The sequence below is a fragment of the Halomonas sp. MMSF_3323 genome, assembly GCF_030733595.1.
Lineage (GTDB): Bacteria > Pseudomonadota > Gammaproteobacteria > Pseudomonadales > Halomonadaceae > Halomonas > Halomonas litopenaei.
On sequence record NZ_JASHIT010000001.1, the window covers coordinates 1 to 24,680 of the forward strand.

Consider the following 24,680-nt stretch of genomic DNA (forward strand, 5'->3'; position numbering starts at 1 on the left):
GGGTGTAAATGAGCATGTTGATCCGATTTTTAACGCCGTATTACCGAGCGCAGGCACTTTTCAGACAAGCCCTAGTCCTAGCCAAAGATTGTGCGCAACGTCACGAAGGACACCGCACTGATGGCCCCTGCTGCCGGCAGCGTAATGATCCAGGCAAGGCCGATCGGCTTCATCAGGGTCCAGTTGGTCTGGTGGTTGACCAGACCAATCCCCAGCACCGCGCCGATCAGAATGTGCGTACTGGAGACCGGAAGACCCATGATCGTGGCAAGCATGACGACTCCGGCAGCCGCCAGTTCGGCGGCGAATCCCGAGGCCGGATGCATGGCCGTCAGGTTGTGGCCCACCGTCTGGATCACCTCCTTGCCGATAAACCAGAGCCCGACGATCAGCGCTACCCCGAAGGTGATCATGGCTACCGGAGGAATCGCCGCCTCGCTGCCGATGGCACCATTACGCAGTACGTCGAGGATGGCCGCGAAGGGACCGATGGCGTTGGCGATGTCGTTGGAACCATGACTGAAGGCGAAGCCGGCGGCGGTGAAAACCTGCATCCAGCTGAACATCAGGAAGGTGGAACGTGACAGCGAGTTGCCCTTGAGGGTCTTGGCAAAGATGAAGGTTGCCATCCACACGACGGCCCCGATCATGCCCATGATCATGTAGTTGTTGAGGGTGGTCAGACCCAGTTCCAGGTGCTTGAAGCCCTTGAACAGAAGCATGGCGGAAATGATCATGGCACCACCGGCGGCCACCATCGGTACCCAGTTCTGCAGGGCTCGGTGGGCGTCGACATCTTCGCGCTGCTTCTCGATGCGCGAAAGCTCCTTGAAGTAGTCCGACTCGAACTCGGCGCTTTCGTAGTCCTGGTCGTGGTAAGCCTGGACATCACGTGTCATGGCGTGGGTATAGGAGATCTTCTGGATTTCCGAGAGTCGCTCGAAGGCCTCCTTGTGGCGGCGGTCGTTCTCGTACTTCTGGCGCTTTATCTCCTTGAGGCGATTCTCGGCTTCGTCGTTGTAGCTGAGGATGTGCTTCTTGATCAGCCCGAACAGGGCGTAGGAGACCAGACCGCCCAGTACCGGCGACAGCACCCAGGACACCGCGATCTGCCAGATCTGGTCCCACTGCACCAGTTCCATGCTGTGGACGCCCGGAGTCAAGGCGCCGAGTACCAGCGAGGAGCCGACGATGGCGCCGATGATCGAGTGGGTGGTGGAGACCGGATAGCCTTTCTTGCTGGCGAACAGCAGCCACAGGGCGGCGGCGATCAAGGCCGACATCATGATGTAGACGAAGTCCATCGGCGCGACAGTAAAGCCGGACAGGTCGACGATACCCTTGCGAATGGTGTCGGTGACCTGGCCGCCGGCGATCACCGCACCGCTGACCTCGAACACTGCTGCCACCAGCAGTGCCTGCTTGATGGTAAGGGTGCCGGCGCCGACGCTGGTGCCGAAGGAGTTGGCGACATCATTGCCACCAATATTGAAGGCCATGAACACCCCGAACAGGGTGGCCAGTCCAAAGACCAGGGGAAAATGGCCCTGAGTGTAGCCAGACCCCCAGAACAGAAAGTAGCCGACGGTGGCAAACAGCAGCACGGCGAAGGCCAGGCTGAGGCCGGAAGGCCTGAATCCCGACGATGTCGATACGGAATGACTGGGTGTTGTCATTGGATGTCCTCATGTTGGGCCGGCCTGAAGAAGATGGACGGCGGGAAGAGGACGACGATGGAGGGGGCGCTTTACGGATTTGTTGCAATGTGATGGAGCACTATACTCTATCGCGTTTTTTGCGCTGTTTTGCGCGCAAATAGGGTGAAGGTGTAGGTGATGGCGCGAGACTTGAAAGACTTTTCGTACCCACCTTTCGCAGCTAGCCTACCGCCTGACGACGGTAGGCTAGCTGCGGCCCTGTAGTGCGGCCCTGTAGTGCGGCCCTGTAGTGCTGTGGCTTAGTCGTACGGACTGGCAGTACGACGGCGGCTCAGCAGGGCCAGTGATGGTCTGCCGTCTTGGCTCCCATCAGGCCGTCACCACCTGCTTGTGCTGGCGCATCAGCGCGTAGTAGATGGCGCCACCGAGTGCTGCCCCCATCATCCAGCCGAAGCCGGCCAGTCCTTGCAGGGCCGGCACCACTACCGTCGCCAGCGAAAAGATCGCGGCCAGCGCAAAGGCCACCACGGCGCGCAGGTTCCAGCCGTTGGTGTAGGTGTAGGCGTCGCCTTCACGGGACGAGAACAGCGCCTGGACGTCGAGTCGGCGGCCCTTGATCAGGTAGAAGTCGACCACGATGATGCCGTAGAACGGAGCGACGATGGCACCCACGGCGTTGACGAAGCCGGGCACGCCGATCTGGCTGATCACCGAGACCCACAGCGCGCCGACGAAAAAGGCCACGCAGGCGGTGATCAGGCCGCCGACCTTGAAGCTGATCACCCGGGGAAAGAGGTTGGCCAGGTCGTAGGCCGGGGGAATGAAGTTGGCCACCAGGTTGATGCCGACGGTGGCGGCGAAGAAGGTGACCGCCGCCAGCAGCGTCAACGGCAAGGCGTCGACCCGTTCGACGATATCGGTGGGGTTGGTCAGGGCCTCGCCGAACAGCACCAGGGTACCGGCGGTGATGATCAGCGCGATAAAGGAGAAGAAGGCGACGTTGAGGGGAAGCCCCAGCAGGTTGCCAAGCTTCATCTGACGTTCGGTTCTGACGAAGCGGGTGAAGTCGCCGAAGTTGATCACCACGGCGGCGAAGTAGGCCACCATGGTACCGACCACGGCAGCGAAGGCGCCGATGCCACCACCGCCTTCCCCGCTGGCCGAGAAGATGGTGCCCACCGCCGGCAGCAGCTCGCTGCCGGCCTGCCACCAGACCACCACCATCAGCGCTACCATGACCACGTAGACCAGCGGCCCCGCCCAGTTGAGGAAGTGCTTGATACGCTCGATCCCCGACCAGAAGATCGCGATCTGAAACAGCCACACCAGCACGAAGGACAGCCAGGCGACCGGTGACAGACCGAGCATGCCGGCCCCGCCGTCGGTACCGATCAGGGCGGTGATCATCAGGGTGACGGCGGTGGAGGCGAAGTAGGTCTGCACGCCGTACCAGAAGATCCCGACCAGGGCGCGCAACAGCGCCGGCAGGTTGGAGCCGCGCACGCCCAGGCTCGCCCGCACCATGACCGGGAAGGGGATGCCGTAGCGCACGCTGGGGGCACCGGTCAGATTGACCAGAAACATCACGATCACCCCGGCCAGGATGATCGCCGCCATCACCGCCCAGCCGCTCAGGTTGTAGGACAGAAACAGCGACGCGGCCAGGGTGTAGCCGAACAGGCTCTGGATGTCATTGGACCAGACGTTGAAGATCTCGAAGGCGCCCCAGTTGCGCCGAGCGTGGGGCAGCGGGGCCAGGTCCTCGTTGTACAGGTCCGGATCGACCCGGGAGGTATCGAGGCTTAGATCGTCATGGGACATAAAGGTGTCTCTTTCTTGTTTCTGTTGTTGTTTCAGCCGTCGTGACTATTGATGCAAAGGACTCGCTCAGTCGCGGCCCAGGGCCGCGACCGCCGCCCTGGCCGCCGCACTGACGGCTATCACCAAGGGCACTTCGGTACTGTCCTGAAGGCGAATGGCGGCATCTGACAAGGGCCCCCCGCCCATGATCACGGCTTCGGCGCCGTCTTCGTCGACCGAGGCCTCGATGGCGTCAGCCAGGGCGGTATCGAGTGCCTGCGGCGAGTCGAGCAAAGCAACCGGATCGCCGGGGGTGACGCGGGTGCCTCTGTACTGATCCTGATAGCCCAGAGCCTCGGCCTTGGCGGCAAAGGACTCGATCAGTGCCGGGTCAGGGGTGATGGTGGCGATACCGAAGGGGCGGCCATCGCGCGCTGCCTCGTGGAAGACCTCTTCGCCGATGCCGAATACTGGAATGTCGACGGCTTCGCGCAGTTGATCAAGTCCGGGATCGCTGAAGGCCGAAACGATAATGGCGCCGGTGGATGGGTCCTCGGCGGCCTGGCGGCCCAGTTCGACTACGCCTTGGCTCGCCGCGACCATATCCTCGGGGGTGGTCAAGAGGCGAGGCGCCGAGGTATTGCTGACCCCGACGACCCTCGCCTTTCCCTGGGCTTCCCGCTCGGCCAACGCTGCCATGGCTTGGGTGGCGGTATCGCTGGAGTTGGGGTTGATGAGCACGATGGTGCTCAGGGGTGCCGATGCTGGTTTTTCGGCGCTGGCCATCGGCGCAACGGCCATCATCAGGGCGAGCCCGGGAATGGCGACAGCCTGGAGCAGGGAAGGAAGAGAGAGTGTCATCTTGTTGTCCTCGGAATTCGACGAGTGCGAGGCGCCCGACCAACTGGGGGCGGGGCCTCGCCTTGTTCACTGAGTAAAGCGCTGGCAGCCCTTCCAGTAGCGCATCAGCAGCAGGTAGGTGAGGCCCGCAGGGATCAGGCTTGCGTACCAGGACACTGTGGGCATGCTGAAGGCGGCGACGACGCCCACCGCGGTGGCAATGAAGGCGGCCAGATTGACGCCACGGTAAGGGCCGTTCTCGTCGTACAGCTTGTCCAGATCCAGGGTGCGGCGGCGAATCAGGTAGTAGTCCACCACCAGCACCGCGAAGATCGGGCCGAGGAAGGAGGAGTAGGTCTGCACGAACACCTGCAGGCCGGCGGCAGACTCGTCCTTGACCAGCTCCCAGGGAAAGGTCGCGAAGGCCAGCAGGCCGACGACCACCGTCGCCTTGCGGAAGCTCATCTTGAAGGTGTCCATCAGCACGTAGGTGGGCGGCACCACGTTGTTGAGCACGTTGGTGGTGACCTGGGCGAAGGCGATGAACAGCAGGGTCGTCATCAGCAGCGGAGTGTTGTCGACGGCGTTGGCGAAGACCTTGATCGGGTCGGCCACGCCGGTGGCCTCGGACACCATGTAGCCGATCAACCCCATGAACAGCGTGCACGGCAGGATCGACATGGCGTAGATGGTGGTCAACAGACCCGGCCCGGTGCCCTTGACGTGCTCGCGGGAGTAGTCGCTGACATTGAGCATCATGGTCGAGTAGATGCCCAGAAACAGCATGGTGGCACCCCAGAAAGGCAGCCCCCAGGAGCCTTCCATGGTCAACAGGTTGGCCGAGAGGGCATCGCCGTAGCGGACCACGGTGCTGTAGAACATGTAGACCAGCGAGGCCAGGATGAAGGCGCTACCCACGTTCTCCAGCCACTTGATGCCCTGGAAGCCGAGCACCGACAGGCCGATCTGCAGAAACTGAAAGCCGATGAAGAACACGATCAGGTTGTCGTAGCCGAACAGGGTGGCCGACACCAGGTTCAGGGCGCCCGCTCCGATCCAGCTCTGAAAGCCGTACCAGACGATGGCCGGCACCGCCCTGACCAGTCCTGGCAGACGAGTGCCCTGGAAACCGAAGGCGCTGCGCGCCTGGACCATGAAGGGAATGCCGTACTTGTAGCCCGCGGCGCCATTGATGGCCAGGGCGATGCCGATGACGAAACAGCCGATGGCGATGGCCACCGTGGCCTGGATCAGGTTGAGGGTGCCGACCACGCTGGAGCCCATGGTGAAGGTGCCGATCGAGACACAGCCGCCGAACCAGGCCAGCAGGTAGGAGGTGCGCCCCATGATACGGGTCTTCTGGGGGGCCAGCGATTCGTCGCCGACGCTCTTGGTGGTGGCCTCGGCGACGCCCTGGGGCTCGCCTGGCCGGGAAGTGGAAGTGGTCATCTTGGACCTCGCTCGTTGTGGATTGTTATGGGTCAAGCCTTGTCATGCTGTCGGGGGGCAGAGGGAAGGGCTCAGCGGCCGGTGGTCTCCAGATCCAGATGGGACAGATGCTGGAAGGTGCCGCTGAAGGCCTTGGGACGGGGAAAGGCCAGGTCACCGGTCTTGCAGGTGCCAAGGCCCAGCCCTACCAGTGCCTCGCTCAGCTTCACCGCCGCCGTCACCCCTTCCACCACCGGCAGGCCCACCTCGCGGCTGATGGTCTCGGTCAGGTCGGCCATGCCGCCGCAGCCCAGCACGATGGCGCCGATGCCGTCCTCGTCCCTGGCACGACGGCTCTCCTCGATGATCTTGTCGAGCGCGCAGTCGCTATCGTCTTCCAGGTCCAGCACCGGGATCTCGGCGGCACGCACTCGGCGACACTGGTGACGGAAACCGTACTGGTCGAGCAGGTGCTCGGCGATGATCACGGTGCGTCCCAGGGTGGTCACCACCGAGAAGCGCGTGCTGATCAGGCTGGCCATATGGAAGGCCGCTTCGGCGATGCCGATCACCGGTGCACGGGTGGCTTCTCGCGCCGCCAACAGGCCCGGGTCGCCGAAGCAGGCCACCACGTAGGCATCGACCTGGGCTTCCCTGTCCATGCGCAGGACCTCCTCGACCACGCCCACGGCGCTGATCGCCTCGTCGAAATGGCCCTCGATGGAAACCGGGCCACTGACCGGCTGGGAGGCGGTGATGCGCGTGCCTGGCGCGGCGATGGCACTGCCGGCGAGGCGAATCGTCTCGGTCATGCCGGCGGTGGTGTTGGGGTTGATCAGGTGGAGGTGCATGCCTGTCTTCCTTCATGGACGAGGAATTAATATCTTTGTACACAAAATAGATCGATATCGGATACGCATCAAGGGCTGAATTGGTCGAGCGCGCTTGGCGGGAAAACATCTTAAAAAACAGCGTGTTGAATGTTTTTATGGTGCGAGGGTCACCATCATGAGGAGTGTGAACTGTAAGTGAATACTGGGTTATCGATATAGTCAGTACAATATAATGGTAATTGTTGTATACAGTTTCTCGTGTATGGACTTCATGCGGCCTGTCGTCATGAACGGTATGGGCAGTGAGGGGAGGGCGTGGGCGTGGCCTCGCGGCGAGTTCTGCGGCGAGTTCTGCGGTGAAGTACGATGTGCCTTTTTCCCCTGGTAGGGGATCGATGAAGGTGTTGCCAAGAAAGTGAGTACAGTCTATTTTTAGTTTGTATACATAATGGCGTGCGGTGACGTCACGCACGGCGCGCGAAGGCAGGCGCAAACGCTGCGCCCAGAGGGTAGCGTTCAGCTGAAGTGTCTCGTTGAAACGATCGGCTGAAGCGCGCTGTTCAGGGAGCCCCAGGCGTCGTTGCTCATGTGTCTGGCTAGGCTCTGTCCGAAAAGTCGACGAGCGAAGGTTAGACAAGGCAAAAATTGGTGAGAAAGCGCAGTTTACAGGGTGTAAATGAGCATTTTGATCCGATTTTTAACGCCGTATTGCCGAGCGCAGGCACTTTTCAGACAAGCCTTAAAAGCGCCTGGTCCCATGTGCCTGCCACCACGACTCGGGCCCCAGGTTCCAGAAACCGTGTTTCAGGTGCCCATTCAACCGCAGGCGTCCGGGGCCGCAGGCACGCCACCTTGCTCTGTCGCCTATGTACTTGCACGCTCGCACGGCAGTGGTGGCTCCGGCCATCGCCCGACTTTCAGGAGAAGCTACCCATGACAACAACATCCTATCCGCGTGATCTGATCGGCTATGGTCGCACGCCTCCCCATGCCAACTGGCCAGGCAAGGCCAGGATCGCCGTGCAGTTCGTGCTCAACTACGAAGAGGGCGGCGAGAACTGTGTGCTCCATGGTGACGCGGGCTCCGAGCAGTTTCTGTCCGAGATCATCGGTGCCGACAGCTATCCCGATCGCCATCTGAGCATGGAGTCGATCTACGAGTACGGCTCCCGTGCCGGGGTCTGGCGAGTGCTGCGGGAATTCGAGCGGCGGGGGCTGCCGTTGACGGTATTCGGAGTCGCCATGGCGCTGGAACGCCACCCTGAACTGGCCCACGCCTTCAAGGAGCTGGGGCACGAGATCGCCTGTCATGGCTATCGCTGGATCCACTACCAGCAGGTCTCGGAGAAGGTCGAGCGGGAGCACATGCGCAAGGCCATCGAGATCTTCGAGCGGCTCTACGGCGAGCGTCCTCAGGGTTGGTACACCGGCCGCGACAGCCCCAACACGCGGCGGCTGATACTCGACGAAGGCGGTTTCCTCTACGACAGCGACTACTACGGCGACGACCTGCCGTTCTGGACCTGCGAGGCCGACAGCCAGGGCCAGCACCATCCGCATCTGGTGGTGCCCTATACCCTGGACAGCAATGACATGCGCTTCGCCGCGCCCCAGGGCTTCAACACCGCCGATCACTTCTTCACCTATCTGCGTGATGCCTTCGATGTGCTCTACGCCGAGGGCGAGGACTCCCCCAAGATGCTGTCGGTGGGCCTGCACTGCCGCTTGATTGGCCGTCCGGGACGTTTTCGCGCCTTGCAGCGCTTTCTCGACCATATCGAGGCCCACGATCGGGTCTGGGTCACCCGGCGGATCGATATTGCACGCCACTGGGCGGAGCAGTTTCCCGCGCCGACGCCGGCGCCGATCGGCTGACGCAAGCCATCGCCCTGATCTCCCTGAGTGTCGACCGCCTCGGGGAGCCCTTTCTCGCCCGTACTTCAGGAAATACCATGCTCGAATTGACCGCACATCCCCTGACGGCGGAGGCCTTCGCTCCCTTTGGCGAGGTCATCGACGCGCGCAACTCCGCCTCCTTTCCGATCAATGCTGGTCGCACCCAGCGCCACCATGATCTGGTGCCGATCGAGACCCTGGGCGACAACGCGCGGCCGATGATCAGCCTGTTCGTCAGCCAGCCCATCGAGTTGCCGCTGACGCTGTCCTTTCTGGAGCGCCATCCTCTCGGCAGCCAGGCCTTCATGCCGTTGCACGAGGAACGCTTCATCATCGTGGTGGCTCCGGCCGGCGATAGCATCGACCCTGCCGAGGTGCGTGCCTTCGTCACCGACGGCCGTCAGGGCGTCAACTACCGCGCCGGTACCTGGCACGCCATCCAGTCCGTGCTGGAGCGTGAAGGCGAGTTTCTCGTCGTCGATCGCGGCGGTGACGGCAACAATTGCGACGAATACCCCCTCGAGGTTCGCGTCACCCTGGGTGAGTGACGAGCCTCGTCGACCGGGCGAAAGACACGGCTTAGCGATACAGCTGCATGGCATACGGGCCAACAACAAGGGTTTTCAATGAGCACTTCTCAACCGACACGACACTACTATGCGCCCCGCGGTGGGCATCCGGACCAGAAGGTGATGACCACCGACAGGGCGATGTTCACCGAGGCCTTCGCGGTGATCCCCAAGGGCGTCTATCGGGACATCGTCACCAGCAAGCTGCCCCATTGGCACAACACCCGGCTGTGGGTGCTGTCACGGCCGCTGTCGGGGTTCGCCGAAACCTTCTCCCAGTACATCATGGAAGTCGGCCCGGAGGGCGGCAGTGAACGTCCGGAGCCCAACCCTCAGGCGGAAGGCGTGCTGTTTGTCGTCGAGGGGGAGCTTGAGCTGACCCTGGCGGGCCAGGTGCACGTGATGGTGCCCGGCGGCTACGCCTTTATCCCCCCTGGCAGCGACTGGCAAGTGCACAATCGCAGCAAGGAAGCCGTGCGTTTCCACTGGATACGCAAGGCCTACGAACGCGTCGACGGTATCGATCTGCCCGAGCCCATCGTCACCAACGAGAACGATATCGCGCCGACGGTGATGCCGGATTGCAACGAGGTGTGGGCGACCACCCGCTTCGTCGATCCCGACGACATGCGTCACGACATGCATGTGACGGTGGTGACCTTCCAGCCCGGCGGAGTGATTCCCTTCGACGAGACCCATGTCATGGAGCACGGCCTCTACGTGCTCGAGGGCAAGGCGGTGTACCACCTCAACCAGCAATGGGTCGAGGTCGAGGCGGGTGACTACATGTGGCTGCGCGCCTTCTGCCCGCAGGCATGCTACGCCGGTGGTCCCGGTCCGTTCCGCTATCTGCTGTACAAGGACGTCAATCGGCATATGAAGCTGCCGACGCTGGACTGACCGACCAGGGCCTCGACCCGGAAAGCGAGCTCGATCGAGGCCCCCGACCCCGCCCCCTCACGCCCTTTACTCGGAACCTGCTGCGTGCTGCTCCTGACGCAGCAGGGTTTCCAGCGCGGGCGCCTCCATCGGACGGTAGAGCAGGAAGCCCTGCATCAGGGTGACGCCGATTCGCTCGAGGCGAGCCTCCTTGGCGTCCTTGTCCACGCCCTCACAGATGACCTGCAGGCTCAAGTGCCGGCACAACTGGTACACCGATTCGACGACACTGGCCTGGCGGGGCAGGTGGATATCGTCGATCAGCGTCTTGTCCAGCTTGATGAAGTCCACGCCAAGCTGGCTCAGGTAGTTGAAGGAGGAGTAACCGCTGCCGAAGTCATCCAGTGCGAACTGGACGTCCATCGATTGAAACAGCTTGATATCGGAAAGCGTCCGGGGAAGGTCCTCGAGCAGGGCCTGTTCGGTGATCTCGATGCCCAGCGAGTTGACCGGGCAATCGTTGAGCGCATTGAAGAAGCATCGCCGGACGTTGCCGCTGGAAAAGAACAGCGGCGTCACGTTGATGAACAGACGCTTGGAAAACCCCGCCTCATTCCACTGCCGCACATGGTGAGCGGCAGTCCTTATCACCCAGCATTCGATGCCTTCCATGACGCCGGGGTGGTGGCGCAGCACGTCCAGAAACTGCGGGGGATGCAGCAGGCCCTGGGCATCGCGATAGCGCAGCAGGGCCTCGATGTGCTTGATGCGGTGAGTGCTGACGTCGACGATGGGCTGGAAGACCAGTTCGAGCTGGCCTTCGTTCAGCCATTTCAGGGTTCGGTCTGCCTGCTTGATACGACTCCAGCGGCTGATGTTCTCTTCCATCAGCACAATATCCAGGGCGTCATCGCCAAACGCCGAGTCGCTTGCATTGCGCGAGGGAAAGACCGGGTATTCGTCCTTGCTGGAGCGCTCGCGGTGAACATAGCGGCGCCACGCCACGCTGTATATCAGCACCCCGCAGCCGATACAGGTCAGTTGCAGCAGCATCGATGGCAGGTAGACGCCGTCGAAGGCCAGGTAGCTCGAGATCAGATAAGGCACCGCCCAGTGGACGCTGTTGGGTGGCGGCGCCACCCAGCCCATGGACATGGCGGCGTAGGCCAGGCTGGCATTGATCGTCGGCACCGAGATAAAGGCCCAGGCCATGCGCAGGTTGAACACTAGCGGTATGCCAAAGACCAGGGTCTCGCTGATGTTGAACAAGGTCAGCGGGGCGGAGATGCGCGCCAGCGACTTGTACTCCCGGCGTGAACTCACCACCAGCATCACCAGCATCAGGCACAACACCGAGCCCGCCCCGCCCGGGGTGGCGTAGAGGGTGAAGAACTCCGGCGAAGGCAGTCCCAGCACGTCACTCTTGTTCTGCAGGTATTCGAACACCCCCAGCATGGTGGCGTAGCCGTGGATGGCGAACAGCGACAGCACCTGCAGAAACATCACGAACAGGATGACCTCCAGGTGATAGGGAATACGGTCGACCAGCAGTGCATAGATGTCCTGGGCGTAGCGATCGGCGAGGGCGACGAAGGCAAAGCGCAGCACAATGGCCAGCATGACTGCCATGACGCCAGGCAGCACGTAGCGCAGGTTGAAGGTGATCATCTGGCTCATGACCACTCGCTGGGGATGGCTCCGGGTACTTTCCCGAGCGAACAGCTTGAAGGTGGTGTGGGTCAGCAGGATGGCGGGGTAGATGGCGATGGTCGACCCCAGACTGCGGGTCTGCTGGCCCACTTCGGCGTAGAGCTGGTCCCAGCCGCACAGGATCCAGAACACCGGCAGTGACACCAGCATGACGGCCGGTGCACGGATACGGTTGTGGCTGTTCAGTGACCAGCTCAACGACAGCAGGATCACTTCGGGAAACAGCTCTCCGAGATAGCGCGCCAGGTGGCTGACATAGACGGCGATGCCGGTGTCGATGCCAGCGAAGTGAAACAGATTGGCGGCCACGGTCACCGCTGCCATCACGATGACGTAGGGCAGGATCGACAGATAGGCGTTGCGAATGGCCAGCAGGGTACGATGCGCCGACAGGCTGGACAAGCGCTCATCGATATCGCGAAAGTTGGCCATCGTGTCGATCACCGTGGCAGTCGATCTCGAGCGCCCGGTGACGCTTGCGCGCAGGAGAGCGGGGCAGGGGCAAGAGCGTCATTGGCTGGCGCACCGTGAACCGCAGGTCAAGGTTGCCTTCCCGTCTGGTCATCAGAGGCGAATAGGGCGGGTGCCCGCCAATCCGGCGGCCTGTCGTGCTTTAGACCGCACAGTTTATCGAGTATAGCCCTTCGCTGTGCGGGTTGTTCCTGTTCCGCTCACTCTTGTCTTGACGTTTTCTCTGGTTCGAAAGCACGGCGCCGTGCTTTCGAATCTTTCCTTGTCCGCGCGACCGCCTGTTGTCGCGCGATTCGCCCTGATGGGTGACGCCCGTTACGGCACATCTCGCCGATCACTCGTTGTATCAGGGACTTGCCTACGCAAGTTGGCTGACGCCAATGGGCTAATGGAAAAAATTTCCAAAAATGTTTGCGGGGCGCTTGTCTGGCTGCTAGAAATAATGGAAAGAGATTCCAAAAAAACAGTTTCGTATGATGTTGCGCTGCAAAAATGTATACAATAATAGACGATTCAGGAGATGCATCATGACTCGCATGACTGCTGCCGACGCCGCTGTTCACGTACTCATCAAGGAAGGTATCGAGGTGGCCTTCGGCGTGCCCGGGGCCGCGATCAACCCCTTCTATTCGTCGATGCGACGCGTCGGCGGGATCGACCATGTGCTGGCGCGCCATGTCGAGGGCGCCTCCCACATGGCTGAAGGCTATACCCGCACGAAGGCCGGCAATATCGGGGTCTGCATCGGCACCTCCGGGCCTGCCGGAACCGACATGATCACCGGGCTCTACTCCGCCAGCGCCGACTCCATACCGATCCTCTGCATCACCGGCCAGGCTCCGGTCAGCAAGCTGCACAAGGAAGACTTCCAGGCGGTGGATATCCAGGCCATCGCCGGGCCCGTGACCAAGTGGGCGATCACCGTGCGGGAGGCGGCCCAGGTGCCGCACGCCTTCCAGCAGGCCTTCCAGATCATGCGTTCCTCGCGTCCGGGGCCGGTGCTGATCGATCTGCCCATCGACGTCCAGTTGACCGAGATCGAGTTCGATGTAGACGCCTATGAGCCCCTGGCGGCCTACAAGCCGCGGGCCAGCCGTGCCCAGTGCGAAAAGGCCCTGGGTATGCTCAACGAGGCCGAGCGCCCCTTGCTGGTGGCGGGAGGAGGCATCATCAACGCCGACGCCGCCGGCGAGCTTCAGACCCTGGCCGAGCTGCTCGGAGTGCCGGTGATTCCGACCCTGATGGGCTGGGGCGCGGTGCCGGACGATCACCCGCTGATGGCGGGCATGGTGGGGCTGCAGACCTCCCACCGCTACGGCAACGCGACCCTGCTCGAGTCGGACTTCGTGATGGGGATCGGCAACCGCTGGGCCAACCGTCACACCGGCAATCTCGAGACCTACACCGAAGGCCGCACCTTCGTGCACGTCGATATCGAGCCGACCCAGATCGGGCGCATCTTCGGCCCCGACTACGGCATCGTTTCCGACGCCAAGGCGGCGCTCGAGATGATGGTCGAGGTGGCCCGCGAGTGGCGTGAACAGGGGCGGCTCAAGGATCGCAGCAGCTGGGTGGCGTCCTGCCAGGAGCGCAAGCGCACCATGCTGCGCAAGACCCACTTCGACGATGTGCCGGTGAAGCCCCAGCGGGTCTACGAGGAGATGAACAAGGTCTTCGGTCGCAACGCCCGCTACATCAGCACCATTGGCCTTTCACAGATCGCCGGGGCCCAGTTCCTGCACGTCTATCGACCGCGCCACTGGATCAACTGCGGTCAGGCTGGCCCCCTGGGCTGGACCATTCCTGCCGCCCTCGGTGTCTGCCGGGCGGATCCCGAGGCCGAGGTAGTGGCGCTGTCGGGGGACTATGACTTCCAGTTCATGATCGAGGAGCTGGCGGTTGGGGCGCAGTTCAAGCTGCCCTACGTCCACGTGCTGGTGAACAACGCCTATCTCGGCCTGATTCGCCAGGCCCAGCGCGGCTTCGACATGGACTACTGCGTGCAGCTCGCCTTCGAGAACATCAACTGCGAGGAGATCGACGGCTACGGCGTCGACCATGTGTCGGTGGTGGAGGGCCTGGGCTGCAAGGCGCTCAGGGTCAGCCGGCCCGATGACATTGCGCCGGCGCTGGAGCAGGCCCGCGAGATGGCCCGCCAGCACCGGGTGCCGGTGGTGGTCGAGGTCATCCTCGAGCGGGTCACCAATATCGCCATGGGCACCGACCTGACCGGTATCAACGAGTTCGAGGCCCTGGCCGAGAACCTCGAGGACGCACCGAGTTCCATCGCTGCCTTGACCTGATTCAGCTCTAACTGAGAGCGACGGCCGCCGTGGTCTGGCGGTCGTCGATCGACGAAGTGTCCTACGCGCAACAGGAGATTTTCATGGCCAAGTTTGCCGCCAACCTGAGCATGCTGTTCACCGAAGTGGACTTTCTCGATCGCTTCGAGGCCGCCGCCAAGGCCGGCTTCCAGGGTGTCGAGTACCTCTTTCCCTATGACCACCCCGCCGAGGATATCAAGGCGCGGCTCGACGCCCATGGCCTGACCCAGGTGCTGCACAACCTGCCGGCCGGCGACTGGGCCGCCGGAGAGCGCGGTATCGCCTGCCACCCGGATCGCGTCGAAGAGTTTCGTGCCGGCGTCGACACCGCGATCGCTTACGCCACCACCCTGGGCTGTGGTCAGGTCAACTGTCTGGCCGGCATCGTGCCCCAGGGCGTCAGTCAGGACGAGGCTCGCCGTACCTTGGTCGACAACCTGCGCTACGCCGCCGAACGCCTGGCCGACGCCGGTATCGTGCTGCTGGCCGAGCCGATCAATACCCGTGACATCCCGGGCTTCTTTCTCCATCGCACCGAACAGGCGCTGGCGCTATTCGATGAGGTGGGCAGCGACAATCTGAAGCTGCAGTACGACATCTATCACATGCAGATCATGGAAGGGGATCTGGCGCCGACGATGGAGCGTCATCTCGCACGCATCGCCCACGTGCAGCTGGCGGACAACCCCGGCCGTCACGAGCCGGGCAGTGGCGAAATCCACTATCCCTTCCTGTTCGCCCACCTCGACCGGATCGGCTATCAGGGCTGGATCGGCTGCGAGTACAAGCCGGCCACGACCACCCAGGAAGGCCTGGGCTGGTTCGACCAGGCCAGGGCGTGATCCCGATATTCGTAACCCCCTGAAAGATCAGGCAAGGAGAATCACAATGAGCAAGATCGGTTTTATCGGACTGGGCATCATGGGGCGTCCCATGGCAGGACATCTGCTGGATGCCGGGCATGAGCTGGTCAGCGTCAAGCGCGGCAAGCTCGACGCGACCCTGGCGGAAAAGGGACTCAGTGAGGTCGCAAGCCCCAGGGCCGTGGCCGAGGCCAGCGAGGTGATCATCACCATGGTCCCCGACACCCCGGATGTCGAAGACGTCCTGTTCGGCGAAGACGGCGTGATCGAAGGGCTCAAGCCCGGCACCCTGGTGATCGACATGAGCTCGATCGCCCCCCTGGCGACCCAGGAATTTGCCCGTCGTATTCACGAGGCCGGGGGCGAGTATGTCGACGCGCCGGTATCCGGCGGCGAGGGGGGCGCCATCAATGCCGCCCTGACGATCATGGTGGGCGCCACCGAGGAAGGCTTCAAGCGTGCCTTGCCGCTGTTGGAGGTGATGGGCAAGACCATCACGCATATCGGCGGTCACGGGGCCGGGCAGACCTGCAAGGTGGCCAACCAGATCGTGGTGGCGTTGACCATCGAGGCGGTATCCGAGGGATTGCTGTTCGCCTCCAAGGCCGGTGCCGACGTGGCCAAGGTGCGTGAGTCGCTGCTGGGTGGTCTGGCCCAGTCGAAGATCCTCGACGTGCACGGCGAGCGGATGATCCAGCGGAACTTCGATCCTGGCTTTCGTATTCGCCTGCATCAGAAGGATCTCAATCTGGCACTGGAAGGAGCGCGAGGCCTCAATCTGGCGCTGCCGGGTACCGCCAACGCTCAGCAACTGTTTCAGTCCTGTGCCGCCCTGGGTGGCAGCGACTGGGATCACGCCGGTATCGTGCGTGCCCTCGAGGCCCTGGCCGATCACGAAATCGGTCAGTAGACGGGTTCGAGCCCTCGGGCCGGCAAGGTCCGGGGGCCGGGCAGGGAGATGACTGCTCCCTGAACGGCGGGTGTGAGGTCGTCACTCGTCGGGATCGCGCAGGCGATCCTTGCTCGCCGATGGGCCCCCCCATTTTTCCCATCGGTGAGCTCTTTTTGCTGTCAGGCGACGCTTGATGCCAGACGATGCTGACCAGAGCCCTCGTTGTCCTTCTTCCCGGGCATCTCTCTCGTATCGACGGAAAGAGGGATTGCGATAGCCTCTTGAGCAAGGCAGCCTTGAACAGGTATCACTGCTGGCGAGCCCCGCTATCACGAAAGTTTTGTAGTTTAATTACAGGCCGCGATCAAATTTTCCTGCGCTGGAATTGGCGTGCTCGAATTCCGTGATGATCCTTGTCTATCATCAGGTTACGCCTAACATTGGCGCATTGTAGAGGTGGTGGCACCAGCATCTTGGCCTTTAGTGGTGGTCGCTATAGCGATCATTTTGTAGTAAAATTACAGGATTCGGATCTGGATGCCATCGAAGTGGCTTCCACCTATCCTGCTTGCGTCATTTTCGAACCAGTCGAGGACAGCATGAGCCAACTCCCGCATACCCCTGTACGTCGTACCAAGATCGTTGCCACCCTCGGGCCCGCCAGTGATCGTGAAGGGGTCCTGGAGGAGATGCTGCGTGCCGGCGTCGACGTGGTTCGCCTCAATTTTTCCCATGGCAGCGCCGACGACCATCGCCGCCGCCTGAACGAGGTCCGGACCATCGCCGATCGACTCGGTCGCAGTGTGGCCGCGCTGGGGGATCTTCAGGGACCCAAGATCCGCATCGCCCGCTTCGCCGAGGGGGCGGTCAATCTGGAAGAAGGCGCTGACTTCGTCATCGATGTGTCGATGGATTCCCAGGCCGGCGACGCCACTCGGGTCGGCTGCGACTACAAGGAACTGGCCGACGACGTGGCCGGTGGCGACCGTCTGTTGCTGGACGATGGCCGCGTGGTGCTGGACGTGGACCGCGTCGACGGCAGCCAGATCCATACCCGTGTGGTGGTCGGCGGCAAGCTGTCCAACAACAAGGGCATCAACAAGCAGGGCGGTGGCCTGTCGGCGCCGGCACTGACCGACAAGGACAAGGAAGACCTCAAGACCGCCATCGATATCGGCGTCGACTATCTGGCCGTGTCCTTTCCGCGTACCGCCGAGGACATGCTGGAGGCGCGTCGCCTGCTGGGCGAGGCCGGTGCCGAGATCGGCCTGGTCGCCAAGCTCGAGCGCGCCGAGGCGGTGGCCTCCGATGAGACCCTGGATGGCATCATCGAGGCCAGTGAGGCGGTAATGGTGGCGCGTGGTGACTTGGGCGTCGAGATCGGTGACGAGAAGCTGATCGGTACCCAGAAGCGCATCATCAAGCATGCCCGCAGCCACAACCGTGCGGTGATCACCGCCACCCAGATGATGGAGTCGATGATCGAGTCGCCGCTGCCCACCCGGGCCGAGGTGTTCGATGTGGCCAACGCGGTGCTGGACGCCACCGACGCGGTGATGCTGTCGGCCGAGACCGCCGCCGGCGACTACCCGGTGGAGACCATCGAAGCCATGGATCGCGTCTGTCTGGGCGCCGAGCGCGAGCGCATCGCCCAGGAGTCCGGACACCGCATCCACGAAGGCTTCGAGCGCATCGACGAGACCATCGCGCTGTCGGCGATGTACGCCGCCAATCACCTGGAGGGAGTGGCCGCCATCGCCTGCATGACCTCCACCGGTTACACCCCGCTGATCGCCTCGCGCATCCGCTCGGGCCTGCCGATCGTCGGGCTGGCCCACAACCCCATCGCCCAGCGGCGCATGGCGCTGTATCGCGGGGTCATCTCGCTGCCCTTCGACACCAGCGAAATGTCCGCCTCCGAGCTCAACGACCGCGCCCTGGAGCGTCTGGTCAACCACGGCGTGGCCGTGCCGGGGGACCACGTCATCCTGACCCGCGGCGACCACATGAACGCCCACGGTGGCACCAATACCCTGAAGATCCTGGACGTCAACGACGGTCACGTCGCTGGCTGAACCGTCACTCAGCCCGATGCACAGGTTCCGCGCCCGATCCAATGGATCGGGCGCGGTCGTTGTGGGGTGCCACCACTGGTGTATACATATGATGCGCCGAATGTGGTGCAATGGCAGAAAACGTGAGAAGGTCAAGCTTTCCAAGATGATGGGTAGGCAGCAATGAGCAACGCCTGGCAGCAGGAGGTGCTGGCCGAGATCAAGGCCGGGGGACGCATCAGCGATGGGGATATCGTACGCCAGGTTCGCCGAGCCGTGTTGGCCCAGCGGCTGCCGCCGGGCACTCGACTGCCCGAGGTGACGCTGGGCGAGGTGTTCGGCGTGAGTCGTTCGGTGGTGCGCAAGGCGCTGACGCGTCTGGCCTCCGAGTACGTGGTCGACCAGCGTCCCAATCAGGTGGCGCGGGTGCGCTCACCGGACGTGGACGAAACCCGCCAGACCTTTGCCGCCCGGCGTCTGGTGGAAGGTGAGCTGGCGGCGCTGACCGCCGGCACGCTGCCATCGACGGTACTGCTGCAGATCGAGGATCGTGCCGACCGTGAGCGTCAGGCCTTTCTCGCCAATGATGAGCCTTCGCGCATCGAACATTCCCTGGCGATCCACCACCTGCTGGCGGAGCATTCTCCCAACCGGGTGCTGGGCACCATGCTCACTGACCTGATCCTGCGCACCTCGATCGTCATCGCGCTGTACAAGCGCCAGGGGCTCGGTAGCTGCTATCTCGAGGGCGATCACCACCGTCTGCTCGAGCACCTGCGCAGTGGCGACACCGCAGCCAGTCGCAACGACATCGAGCATCACCTCGACAGCCTGATGGGCCTTCTCGACCTGGGACCACGGGACAGCCGTATCGACCTCAAGTCGATCCTGGGCGGCGAGGGTTGAGGCGAGACTCCTTTCTTCCTGATTGCCGCCGCGAGCCGTGTTGATCATGCGTTTTCCCTTGTCGATCCTCCTCCTTGGCCTGTCTCTCGGGCTTGCACCGATGTCCGCCGTGGCCGACCGGGTTCACGTCGCGGCGGCGTCTTCGCTGCAGTTCGCGATGCCCTCCTTGATCGAGCGCTTCAAGACGAGCGACAGCGACGCCAGCAAGGATGGCGACATCGACCTCAGCGTCACCTTCGGCGCCTCGGGCAATCTTCAGCGCCAGATCGAACAGGGGGCGCCCTTCGCGTTGTTTCTGTCGGCGGACGAGCGCCGCGCCCGGGACCTCGAGCAGGCCGGGCTGACCCAGGGCGAGGGCGTCGACTATGCCCAGGGCCGGCTGGTCTGGCTGCAGCGTGACGACCGACCGCTGCCGCCGCAGGACGCACCGCTTGAGGCGGTGCGCGAGGCGGTCGTAGGGCTTGAGCAGGGCGGCCCTGTGCGGCGTATCGCTCTGGCCAACCCGCGCCACGCCCCTTATGGCATGGCCGCCCGCGAGGTGCTCGAGCGCCAAGGGCTGTGGCAGGCAAGTGAACCCCTGCAACTGCTGGGCGAAAACGTCGCTCAGGCCGCCCAGTTCGCGCTGTCCGCCGAGGCCTCCGGTGGCCTGGTCGCCTATTCCCTGGTCAAGGCGCCACGCCTGGCCGAGCGCGCTGGCTGGCGGCTGATCCCCGCAGACTGGCATCGACCCCTGGTACAGCGCATGGTGCTGCTTGAAGGGGCGGGCGCCGGCGCCGAGGCCTTCTTTGACTTCTTGCAGACGCCCGAGGCGCAGGAGATCCTGCGGGATTATGGCTTTACTGCGCCCGTGACCGGCGAGTAGCCGCTTTATGGACGCTCTGGCGCTGGTCGTCTCGCTCAAGCTGGCCTTGCTGACCAGTCTCTTGTTGCTGGCACCGGGTATCTGGCTGGGGCGGCGCCTGGCCCACAGCCGGTCACGCTGGCGGCCGCTGGCGGAATCCCTGGTGGCACTGCCGCTGGTGATGCCGCCCACCGTCATGGGCTTCTACCTGATGCTCGCCTTCAGTGCCGACGCCCCGCTGGGCGGCGCCTGGCAGGCGCTGACCGGCACCAGCCTGAATTTCTCCTTCAGCGGCATCCTGCTGGCCTCGCTGGTGGTCAACATTCCCTTCGCGGTACAGCCGATCCAGCGTGCCTTCGAGGCCTTGCCTGACCACCTGCGTGAGGCCGCCTGGTGCAGTGGGCTATCGACCTGGCGCACTTTCATGACCATCGAATTGCCGCTGGTGATGCCTGGCGTCATCTCGGCGCTGGCGTTGACCTTTGCCCACACCCTGGGGGAGTTCGGCGTCATCCTGATGGTGGGAGGGGCCATCGATGGCGAGACTCGCACCCTGGCGATTTCCATCTACGACCACGTCCAGGCCTTCGACGAGGGGGCCGCCGGGGTGATGTCGGCGCTGCTGCTGGTGGTCTCCTTCGTGACCATTGCGGTGGTCTACGGGCTGGCGGCACGCCGCCGCTGGCGGGGGCGTTGAGCATGCACCATCAGCAGGATGTCCATGCGGGACTCGACGTCGACCTGGCCCAGCCCGGGCCGATTCCGCTCGAGGCACGGTTCGCCTGCCGTCCCGGGGAGTTGCTGGCGCTGGTCGGTCCTTCGGGCAGCGGCAAGTCGACCCTGCTGCGCGCCATCGCGGGGCTTTATGCTCCTGCCTCGGGGACGGTGCGCTGTGGCGGCGAGCGGTGGTTTGACGCCGAACAGGGGGTCGTGTGGTCGCCGCAGCGGCGCAGGGTGGGGCTGGTGTTTCAGGACTATGCGCTGTTTCCTCATCTCGACGCCGCCGACAATATCGCCACCGCCCTGGGCCACCTGCCGCGGCGTGAACGTCGCCTGCGAGCCGCGCACTGGCTCGAGCGAGTCAACCTCGAAGGGCTGGAGCGGCGCCTGCCGCGAGAGCTGTCCGGCGGCCAGCGTCAGCGGGTGGCCTTGGCCAGGGCGCTGGCCAGGGAGCCACAGGTACTGCTGCTCGACGAACCCTTCTCGGCGGTGGACCAGGTGACGCGCCGGCGTCTTCAGCGTGAGCTGGTGCAGTTGCGCGAACGCCTCAATATCCCCATCGTGCTGGTCACCCACGACCTCAACGAGGCCAGCGCCCTGGCCGATCGCCTGTGCGTGCTGCATGGCGGCCGGACCCTGCAGCAGGGCACCCCGAGCGAGCTGTTCCGACGCCCCGACAGTCCCGAGGTGGCGCGCCTGCTGGACCGGCCGAACATCTTCAGCGGGCGAGTGGTCGATACCGCCCAGGGACTGCGCCTTGGCTGGGGCGAGTGGTGTCTTGAGGTGGCCGCAGGCCTCGAGGGGCTCGGCGAGGGAGCCAGGGTGACCTGGTACCTGCCGGAATCCGATATCGTGCTGCAGCGCCGCGACCGGCCCTCCCGCGGGGTGCGGGAAAATCTGGTCACCGCGCGGGTGGATGAGCTGCTGGTGCTGGGCGGACAGAGTTCCGTGACCCTGAGGGTGCCCCACGAAAGCCAGCCCCTGCGCTTTGATATCTCGACCCACGCCGCCAGGCGCAATGGGCTCGCGCAGGGTGCCTGGGTCAATGTCTCGTTGCTGGCCGCTGGCATCCACCTGATGCAAGCGGATAAGCTGCCTGCCTTGTCTGCCGATGACCATCCTGACTGAGAGGCCTCCATGACCCTGACTCGCCGTCGATTCCTCAGCTCCCTGGCGCTCGCGCCGGTGGCGTTCTCCACGCCCTTTCTGGCGACGTCGGCCTTTGCCGCCGCCGACAGGGAAGAGGTGACCCTGGTGGTCCACGGATCCCAGGGGCCGAGTCGTCTGACGGTCGAGGTGGCCGACGAGGCGGCGGAGCGCAACCGTGGGTTGATGGGGCGCGAGCGACTGGCCGATGACGCCGGCATGCTGTTTCTCTACGCCAGTCCCCAGGGGGTGCATAACGGCTTCTGGATGTATCAGACCCTGCTGGCGCTGGATATCGCCTTTATCGGTGCCGACGGACGCATCCAGGAGATTCGTCGCATGGAGCCCTGCCAGGGCGAGGCCCAGGAATGTCCGACGACCCGTCCGGCGTCGCGCTACCACGCTGCCCTGGAGGTCAAGGCCGGGACATTCGAGGCGCTGGGCGTCGGTCCCGGCGACTGTGTCAGCTGGCCGGGCAGCAGCGAGAGCTGCAGCGGCTAGGGGTCCTTGCTGGCGGCGGTGGGTACCGGCGGGGTGGCGGGAGCACGACGAGGCCCGAAGCGGATGACGATCAGCGCCACCCCTGCGACCACCATGCCACCACCGCCCAGCTTGTAGGCGTTGACGCTGTCACCCAGCAGCACGATGCCGAGGATCACCGCCAGCACCGGCACCAGCAGCGTCAGCGGTACCACCCGGTTGACGTCGTGGCGCCGGATCAAGCCAAACCAGATGCCGTAGGCCAGGATCGAGGACATCAGGGCGGTGTAGAGCACCGCCCCCCATCCCGCAAGGCCAGCATCCTGCAGCGCCTGCCAGTGGTTGTCCTCGAACCACCAGGAGGCCAGCGCCAGTTGGGGAGTGGCGAACAGCGCGATCCAGCCGGCCATCGCCATCGGCGAGACCTTGGGTCCTAGCTTGATCAATAGCTGGGATACCGCCCAGCCCAGTGCGCTGGCCAGCAGCAGTGCGGTAGGCAGCGGCGCCGGCAGGGTCGGCCCGCCGGCCAGCACGCCGATGCCGCCGAACGACAGCAACAGTCCCACCAGGCGTTTTGCGCCGAGCCGCTCCCTGAGAAAGATCACCGCCAGCAGGGTGGCGAAGGGCGTACCCATCTGCACCAGCAAGGCACCGGTACCCGCCTCGGCCTGGCCGAGCCCGATGATCAGCAGGGCGAAGTTCATCACCCCGAAGGTCACCGACAGCAGTGCCAGGAAGGGCAGCTGATGGCGCGCCACCGGATGAAAGGGCACCAGCAGCGCGGCCACCAATGCCAGGCGCAGGGTGGTCAGGAGCAAGGGCGGCATGTCTGACACGCCAAGCTTGATGACGATGATGTTCAACGCCCAGATGGCGATGACCAGGAGGCCGAGAAGGAGGTCGCGTAGGGGCACCGGTCGTCCTTGATGGGTAAAACGAGCAGCATAGCAGAGCCCCTGGGCCGGTCCGAGGGGCGCCTTCATTCGACTGCCTTGTTCACCACGTCATGCTCGGTTCCCCCTTTCGCAGACGCTCGATGTCCACGCTCTCACAAGCTCCAGCCGTGCAGCCCTCGCACGAACGACATGGCGAGGACATCTGAGCGCGCTTGTCCTAAGGCCAACGGGCCTTTCGCGCATCGCGCGGCACTTGTCGCGGATTACCGTTTGCAGGCATATTGAAAAGTCGACAAGATCAATACGTTTCTCCCTTAATCACCACACTCGACCCCCAGCCTTCGCCAGGCTAGATCCGGCTTCTGATGCAGCGCTTGTGTCAGGTACCGGTCAGCCTTGGCCTGGCCAAGGGGGCATCAATGCAAGGACACGTCATGACATCTCTGTTCGGCTCGCGCTCGCCGTCTCGTTTCTCTCTCACCCTGGTCGGTGCGGCCATCGCCCTTGGCTCGCTGGCCGCCTCGGCGGACGTCGAAGCGCGGGAACTCAAGGTCTCCACGGTGCTTTCCGATGCCTTCCCCTGGGGCCAGGCCGCTCAGAAGTGGGCTGACCTGGTCGAGGAGCGTTCCGACGGCGAGCTGACGCTCAGGGTCTTTCCCAATTCCCAGCTGGTCAGCGGTGACCAGACCCGGGAGTTCTCGGCGATGCGCTCGGGGCTGATCGACCTGGCGGTGGGCTCGACCATCAACTGGTCGCCCCAGGTGCCGGAACTCAATCTGTTCTCCTTGCCCTTCCTGATGCCGGACGAGAGCGCGGTGGACGCGATCACCGAAGGTGAGGCCGGCGAGCTGGTGTTCCAGGCGATCGAGTCGCGGGGCGTGGTGCCGCTGGCCTGGGGCGAGAACGGCTTCCGCCAGCTGTCCAATTCCCAGGGCGTGATCGACGAGCCGGCGGACCTGGAAGGCCTGAAGATCCGGGTGGTGGGGTCGCCGCTGTTCCAGGACACCTTCAGTGCACTGGGCGCCAACCCGACCCAGATGAGCTGGGCCGACGCCAAGCCGGCGCTGACCACCGGCGCGGTGGATGGCCAGGAGAACCCGCTGTCGGTGTTCGACGTGGCGCGTATCGACCAGGTCGGCCAGGAGCACGTCACGCTGTGGAACTACATGAACGATCCGCTGATCTTCGCCGCCAACCAGCAGGTCTGGAGCACCCTGTCCGATGACGAGAAGGCGTTGCTGCGTGAGACCGCGGTCGAAGCCGGCGCCTGGGAGATCGCCATGACCCGCGAGCAGGAGAGCGAGCGCCTGGCGGCCATTCAGGAGCGTGGTGTGACCGTCACCGACTTGAGCGAGGAGCAGCACGAGGCGTTCGTCGCGGCGACCGAAGGCGTTTACGAGAAGTGGGTGCCGCGCATCGGCGAGGACCTGGTCGAGGCCGCCCGAAGCGCCATCGACGCGCGCTGAGCAACCGC

Annotated in this window: 20 protein-coding genes; 13 read left to right on the forward strand and 7 right to left on the reverse strand. The window is 63.7% G+C overall.

Annotated elements, in window-relative coordinates:
- Positions 1–77: 77 nt before the first annotated feature.
- The 5 genes from RBB39_RS00005 to RBB39_RS00025 all read right to left on the reverse strand — a co-directional run bounded on the left by RBB39_RS00005 (position 78) and on the right by RBB39_RS00025 (position 6,577).
- Complete coding sequence (locus RBB39_RS00005; protein ID WP_045995036.1) at positions 78–1,676, reverse strand: inorganic phosphate transporter; 1,599 nt, start codon at positions 1,674–1,676, stop codon at positions 78–80.
- 351 nt (positions 1,677–2,027) lie between these two features.
- Positions 2,028–3,479, reverse strand: coding sequence for an NCS1 family nucleobase:cation symporter-1 (locus tag RBB39_RS00010; protein WP_045995181.1), 1,452 nt, complete (start codon positions 3,477–3,479; stop codon positions 2,028–2,030).
- A 66-nt stretch (positions 3,480–3,545) separates the two neighbouring features.
- Positions 3,546–4,319: an aspartate/glutamate racemase family protein gene (locus RBB39_RS00015; RefSeq protein WP_221621150.1), complete on the reverse strand. Its 774-nt coding sequence runs from the start codon at positions 4,317–4,319 to the stop codon at positions 3,546–3,548.
- A 66-nt stretch (positions 4,320–4,385) separates the two neighbouring features.
- The gene (locus tag RBB39_RS00020) at positions 4,386–5,747 is read right to left on the reverse strand and encodes an NCS1 family transporter (protein ID WP_108132433.1); all 1,362 of its coding nucleotides are present in this window, start codon (positions 5,745–5,747) and stop codon (positions 4,386–4,388) included.
- A 71-nt stretch (positions 5,748–5,818) separates the two neighbouring features.
- Positions 5,819–6,577 carry an aspartate/glutamate racemase family protein gene (locus tag RBB39_RS00025; RefSeq protein ID WP_108132434.1) on the reverse strand — a complete coding sequence of 253 codons (759 nt, stop codon included), beginning with the start codon at positions 6,575–6,577 and terminating at the stop codon, positions 5,819–5,821.
- Positions 6,578–7,492: 915 nt separating this feature from the next.
- Between RBB39_RS00025 and puuE the strand changes: the two genes are divergently transcribed.
- The 3 genes from puuE to RBB39_RS00040 all read left to right on the forward strand — a co-directional run bounded on the left by puuE (position 7,493) and on the right by RBB39_RS00040 (position 9,924).
- On the forward strand, positions 7,493–8,434 hold the full coding sequence (puuE, locus tag RBB39_RS00030) for an allantoinase PuuE (protein ID WP_045995184.1): 942 nt from the start codon (positions 7,493–7,495) through the stop codon (positions 8,432–8,434).
- Positions 8,435–8,511: 77 nt separating this feature from the next.
- Positions 8,512–9,003 carry an ureidoglycolate lyase gene (locus RBB39_RS00035; RefSeq protein WP_253553124.1) on the forward strand — a complete coding sequence of 164 codons (492 nt, stop codon included), beginning with the start codon at positions 8,512–8,514 and terminating at the stop codon, positions 9,001–9,003.
- A 78-nt stretch (positions 9,004–9,081) separates the two neighbouring features.
- Positions 9,082–9,924, forward strand: coding sequence for a bifunctional allantoicase/(S)-ureidoglycine aminohydrolase (locus RBB39_RS00040; RefSeq protein WP_213229131.1), 843 nt, complete (start codon positions 9,082–9,084; stop codon positions 9,922–9,924).
- Between the two features lie 66 nt (positions 9,925–9,990).
- Here RBB39_RS00040 and RBB39_RS00045 read toward each other — a convergent pair whose 3' ends face one another.
- Positions 9,991–12,045, reverse strand: coding sequence for an EAL domain-containing protein (locus tag RBB39_RS00045; RefSeq protein ID WP_306168549.1), 2,055 nt, complete (start codon positions 12,043–12,045; stop codon positions 9,991–9,993).
- 566 nt (positions 12,046–12,611) lie between these two features.
- On the opposite strand from RBB39_RS00045, the gene gcl reads away from it, so the two are divergent.
- The 9 genes from gcl (at position 12,612) to RBB39_RS00090 (ending at position 22,331) form a co-directional block, all read left to right on the forward strand.
- On the forward strand, positions 12,612–14,387 hold the full coding sequence (gcl, locus tag RBB39_RS00050) for a glyoxylate carboligase (protein ID WP_306168550.1): 1,776 nt from the start codon (positions 12,612–12,614) through the stop codon (positions 14,385–14,387).
- A gap of 83 nt (positions 14,388–14,470) precedes the next feature.
- Positions 14,471–15,250, forward strand: coding sequence for a hydroxypyruvate isomerase (hyi, locus tag RBB39_RS00055; RefSeq protein ID WP_306168551.1), 780 nt, complete (start codon positions 14,471–14,473; stop codon positions 15,248–15,250).
- A gap of 46 nt (positions 15,251–15,296) precedes the next feature.
- Positions 15,297–16,181: a 2-hydroxy-3-oxopropionate reductase gene (locus RBB39_RS00060; RefSeq protein WP_306168552.1), complete on the forward strand. Its 885-nt coding sequence runs from the start codon at positions 15,297–15,299 to the stop codon at positions 16,179–16,181.
- 581 nt (positions 16,182–16,762) lie between these two features.
- Positions 16,763–18,238: a pyruvate kinase gene (pyk, locus tag RBB39_RS00065; protein ID WP_045994096.1), complete on the forward strand. Its 1,476-nt coding sequence runs from the start codon at positions 16,763–16,765 to the stop codon at positions 18,236–18,238.
- 162 nt (positions 18,239–18,400) lie between these two features.
- On the forward strand, positions 18,401–19,123 hold the full coding sequence (locus RBB39_RS00070; protein WP_306168553.1) for a GntR family transcriptional regulator: 723 nt from the start codon (positions 18,401–18,403) through the stop codon (positions 19,121–19,123).
- 46 nt (positions 19,124–19,169) lie between these two features.
- On the forward strand, positions 19,170–19,985 hold the full coding sequence (gene modA / locus RBB39_RS00075; protein ID WP_306168554.1) for a molybdate ABC transporter substrate-binding protein: 816 nt from the start codon (positions 19,170–19,172) through the stop codon (positions 19,983–19,985).
- 7 nt (positions 19,986–19,992) lie between these two features.
- Positions 19,993–20,661: a molybdate ABC transporter permease subunit gene (gene modB / locus RBB39_RS00080; RefSeq protein ID WP_045994094.1), complete on the forward strand. Its 669-nt coding sequence runs from the start codon at positions 19,993–19,995 to the stop codon at positions 20,659–20,661.
- A 2-nt stretch (positions 20,662–20,663) separates the two neighbouring features.
- Complete coding sequence (locus tag RBB39_RS00085; RefSeq protein WP_306168555.1) at positions 20,664–21,812, forward strand: ABC transporter ATP-binding protein; 1,149 nt, start codon at positions 20,664–20,666, stop codon at positions 21,810–21,812.
- 9 nt (positions 21,813–21,821) lie between these two features.
- The gene (locus RBB39_RS00090) at positions 21,822–22,331 is read left to right on the forward strand and encodes a DUF192 domain-containing protein (RefSeq protein ID WP_045994092.1); all 510 of its coding nucleotides are present in this window, start codon (positions 21,822–21,824) and stop codon (positions 22,329–22,331) included.
- On the opposite strand, the gene RBB39_RS00095 is transcribed toward RBB39_RS00090, so the two are convergent.
- Positions 22,328–23,224 carry a DMT family transporter gene (locus RBB39_RS00095; protein WP_306168556.1) on the reverse strand — a complete coding sequence of 299 codons (897 nt, stop codon included), beginning with the start codon at positions 23,222–23,224 and terminating at the stop codon, positions 22,328–22,330. The two genes, RBB39_RS00090 and RBB39_RS00095, sit on opposite strands and share 4 nt — an antisense overlap.
- Positions 23,225–23,640: 416 nt before the next feature.
- Here RBB39_RS00095 and RBB39_RS00100 point away from each other — a divergent pair, with 416 nt between their 5' ends.
- Positions 23,641–24,672: a DctP family TRAP transporter solute-binding subunit gene (locus tag RBB39_RS00100; RefSeq protein ID WP_371931844.1), complete on the forward strand. Its 1,032-nt coding sequence runs from the start codon at positions 23,641–23,643 to the stop codon at positions 24,670–24,672.
- Positions 24,673–24,680: the final 8 nt, after the last annotated feature.